Origin of the sequence: Paenibacillus prosopidis (assembly GCF_003337375.1) — a bacterium.
Lineage (GTDB): Bacteria > Bacillota > Bacilli > Paenibacillales > Paenibacillaceae > Pristimantibacillus > Pristimantibacillus prosopidis.
In genome coordinates this window covers 1-3062 of sequence record NZ_QPJD01000057.1, presented here as the reverse complement: position 1 = coordinate 3062, position 3062 = coordinate 1, and the positions used below count along the sequence as shown (strand labels likewise).

The window sequence follows — 3062 nt, the reverse complement described above, 5'->3', positions numbered from 1 at the left end:
GCTTTAGGGCATAGACCCGTTCCGTTAACGTTGATCGGACTCCACACCTTGGATAGATAGAACGAAGGAATGTGAGGGCATAGACCCGTTGAGATCTGGGAGAGTGAATCCCAAGGACCTTGTGGAGAGAGACGTGCAGTAAATCTTATATGGAAGATGTTGTAATTAGACCAGCACCTTCTATTCCCGCATGCCCTCAAACGGAACTGCTTAGCCCATCTCATGTAATCCTTTAAACTCCTATTTAAACATGCATGTGAAATTCTGCGAATGAGCGAGCATTCGTGAGAAAAACCTTATTCTCTGAGGGAGCTCAACACTTTATCTTTTTTGGCAGATGTAAAGTCCATGTGTGCTTAATCCCAATATGCTGCGCTCCATACATGTTTGAAAGTGATAACTCAGCCATGATTTGAATTCATCATCTCCAAGTTTGTCTACATATTCCTGTATGGTATGGCTAATTCCATCGGTCCCTACGTGATTGACTGGGAGAACATCAAATTCCCTCAAGATAGCTTCGATTTCATCCGGACTTGTAAAATAAGCATCCGTCCAGAAGCAGTCCTTATCACCTGCGATAATTACCCCTTCGTTAATGACCTTCTCTATCACACTATTGCGAATAAATCTCTGGTCCCTTGTTACAAGCATTGGTATTACCGAGTATTTATTGATATAAGCAATTGCCAGATGCCCACCTTTTTTCAAAACCCTTAAGCACTCATTAATACAAGCTTTCCTATCATCAAGACTTGTAATGTGGTACATTGGGCCAAAGCAGAACACAAAGTCGAATGACTCAGAATCAAACCGACTCAAATCAATGGCATTTTCAACATATGCTTCAAGGTCCAGCCCTGTTTGAATAGATTTTTCATTTATTATTTCGATATGCTTCGGTGTTAAATCAATCGCAACAATCTGGTGATTCCGTTCTGCGTAATAGAATGAATAAGCCCCTGCACCCGCGCCTACATCCAGAATACGGGCCTTTTCAGGTATAAGGTTCTTAAGCACATGGTTGGTGGTTAGGAATTCGATTTTTCTTGAATTCCTTGAAAACCTTGAATCTTCATCGATTGCCTCGTAATAATTGGATACGTTTTTCACTTTGATTGCCTCCTTCTTAAGGATGAAGTAACAAGCTCCTCACTATCGTAGCGCAACAAAGGCTTGTGACTCTTACCGATGTTACTTCAGCCAACAACAATTTTGGCGAACTTCCTTTTGCCTACCTGAACAATGTCACCACTATTAATTTCTACTCGTTCATTGGGGTCAAGAAGCTTAGTTCCGTTTAGTTTAACTGCCCCTTGAAAAACACTACGTCTCGCATCGCTATTTGACGAAACAAATCCGAGTGTAACAAGTAGTTTATTGATTGAAATATTTCCTTCTTCGAGAAGGTCTATTCTCACATGCATTTCATCAATATTTTCGGGAAGGGAACGCTTCTGAAATACATTGATAAAATGTTGCTCTGCTTGTTCAGCTGCTGGCTCGCTATGATACATACGAACAAATTCTTTGGCAAGTTGAACCTTAGCATCACGAGGATGAACATGCCCTTCTTTCAGGCCTTGCTTCAGCTTCAAAAGCTCCTCATTTGTAATGCTTGTACTAAGTTCAAAGTATTTAAGCATCAAGTTGTCCGGGATAGACATGGTCTTTCCGAACATTTCATTTGGGGTTTCGTCAATACCGATGTAGTTACCGAGACTTTTGCTCATTTTCTGGTTTCCATCCAGTCCCTCTAGTAATGGCATCAGGATAGCTACTTGACTATCTTTAAAACTAGAAGCACCTTGTACCGTTCTACCCATCAAAATATTAAAGGTTTGATCAGTACCGCCAATCTCAATATCACTTTCAAGCGACACCGAATCATACGCTTGCATGAGTGGATAAAAAAACTCGTGGATGTGAATGGGTTGGTTATTTGAGTATCGCTTTGCAAAGTCATCTCGCTCTAACATTCGTGCAACAGTAGCTTTAGCAGCTAACTGCAATACATCTTGGAAATTCATTTTTTCGAGCCATGTCGAATTAAAATGAAACTTTGTCCTTTGTGGGTCAAGTATTTTATACACTTGCTTTTCGTAGGTTGCTGCGTTTCGTTTTACATCATCCTCGTTCAATTGTTTTCTTGTCTCGGATTTCCCGGTAGGGTCTCCGATTCGTCCAGTAAAATCGCCTATGATCAACTGTACTTCGTGCCCCAAGTCTTGAAATTGTCTAAGCTTTTGCAGTACCACGGTATGTCCAATATGGATATCTGGTGCTGAAGGGTCCAGCCCGAGCTTTACCCTAAGAGGTTTCCCCGATACGATTGAAGTTGCAATTTTTTTTACCAGGGCGTCCTCAGGTATGATCTCAACTGCTCCTCTTCGGATGATACTCAAATGCCGTTCAAGCTCTCGTTTTTGTCCCTCCGAAAGTTGCTTTATTGTGTCCATCTATGTTCCTCCTGACCTTTTTATAAAACAAAAAGACAACCCTCAATCCCGAAAGGGACGAGAAGGTTGTCTCGCGGTACCACCCTAATTAAAGAAGCATCCATAACTTCTTTCACTTATTTTTAATAACGGCATTATGCCGAGAAAAGTTACTCAGGATTGAATCATTTTCACTTTTCCAACTCCGGATTGTAATTCAGAAAGATGACTGCACCGGTTCACACCACCCACCGGCTCTCTGTAGGCACTTGTTCATCTTTCTTACTGCGGTTTTAAAACCTTATCCATCATTGCTTTTATCTAATATTCAATTTTTCCCATTTAATCACATAACCGTAATCGTGTCAACTGTTGCGTTATCCTGCCCGTTACTTCAATGAGCATCAAAAAGAAGCTGTCCTCGCGGCAGCTCCCCCACTATCGTACCCGTTAACATTCCTGTAGGTGTTAGTAGATTCGATTTGCAGAAAAACGAACGCCCCGCTAGGATGAGTATGTACTGGGTTGAAGCCCTCAGAACTCACCTTAGGAGGCGTTAACATGAAGTCTAGACTAATTAAAGCTCAAAATCAACGTGTAGAACGTATTTCTACTTTCACCCTT

General features: G+C 41.4%; 2 protein-coding genes and 1 other annotated feature. Both genes read right to left on the bottom strand.

Annotation, left to right across the window (positions count from 1 at the left end; genetic code table 11):
- Positions 1-321: 321 nt before the first annotated feature.
- The gene (locus tag DFP97_RS30125; RefSeq protein ID WP_114384338.1) at positions 322-1113 is read right to left on the bottom strand and encodes a class I SAM-dependent methyltransferase; all 792 of its coding nucleotides are present in this window, start codon (positions 1111-1113) and stop codon (positions 322-324) included.
- An 86-nt stretch (positions 1114-1199) separates the two neighbouring features.
- On the bottom strand, positions 1200-2459 hold the full coding sequence (tyrS, locus tag DFP97_RS30120; protein ID WP_114384337.1) for a tyrosine--tRNA ligase: 1260 nt from the start codon (positions 2457-2459) through the stop codon (positions 1200-1202).
- 50 nt (positions 2460-2509) lie between these two features.
- Positions 2510-2759: a binding site (T-box leader), on the bottom strand.
- Positions 2760-3062 lie beyond the last annotated feature (303 nt).

Coding starts and splice junctions, on each gene's coding strand:
- tyrS (WP_114384337.1), bottom strand. CDS start 2,459: ATGGACACAATAAAGCAACTTTCGGAGGGACAAAAACGAGAGCTTGAA.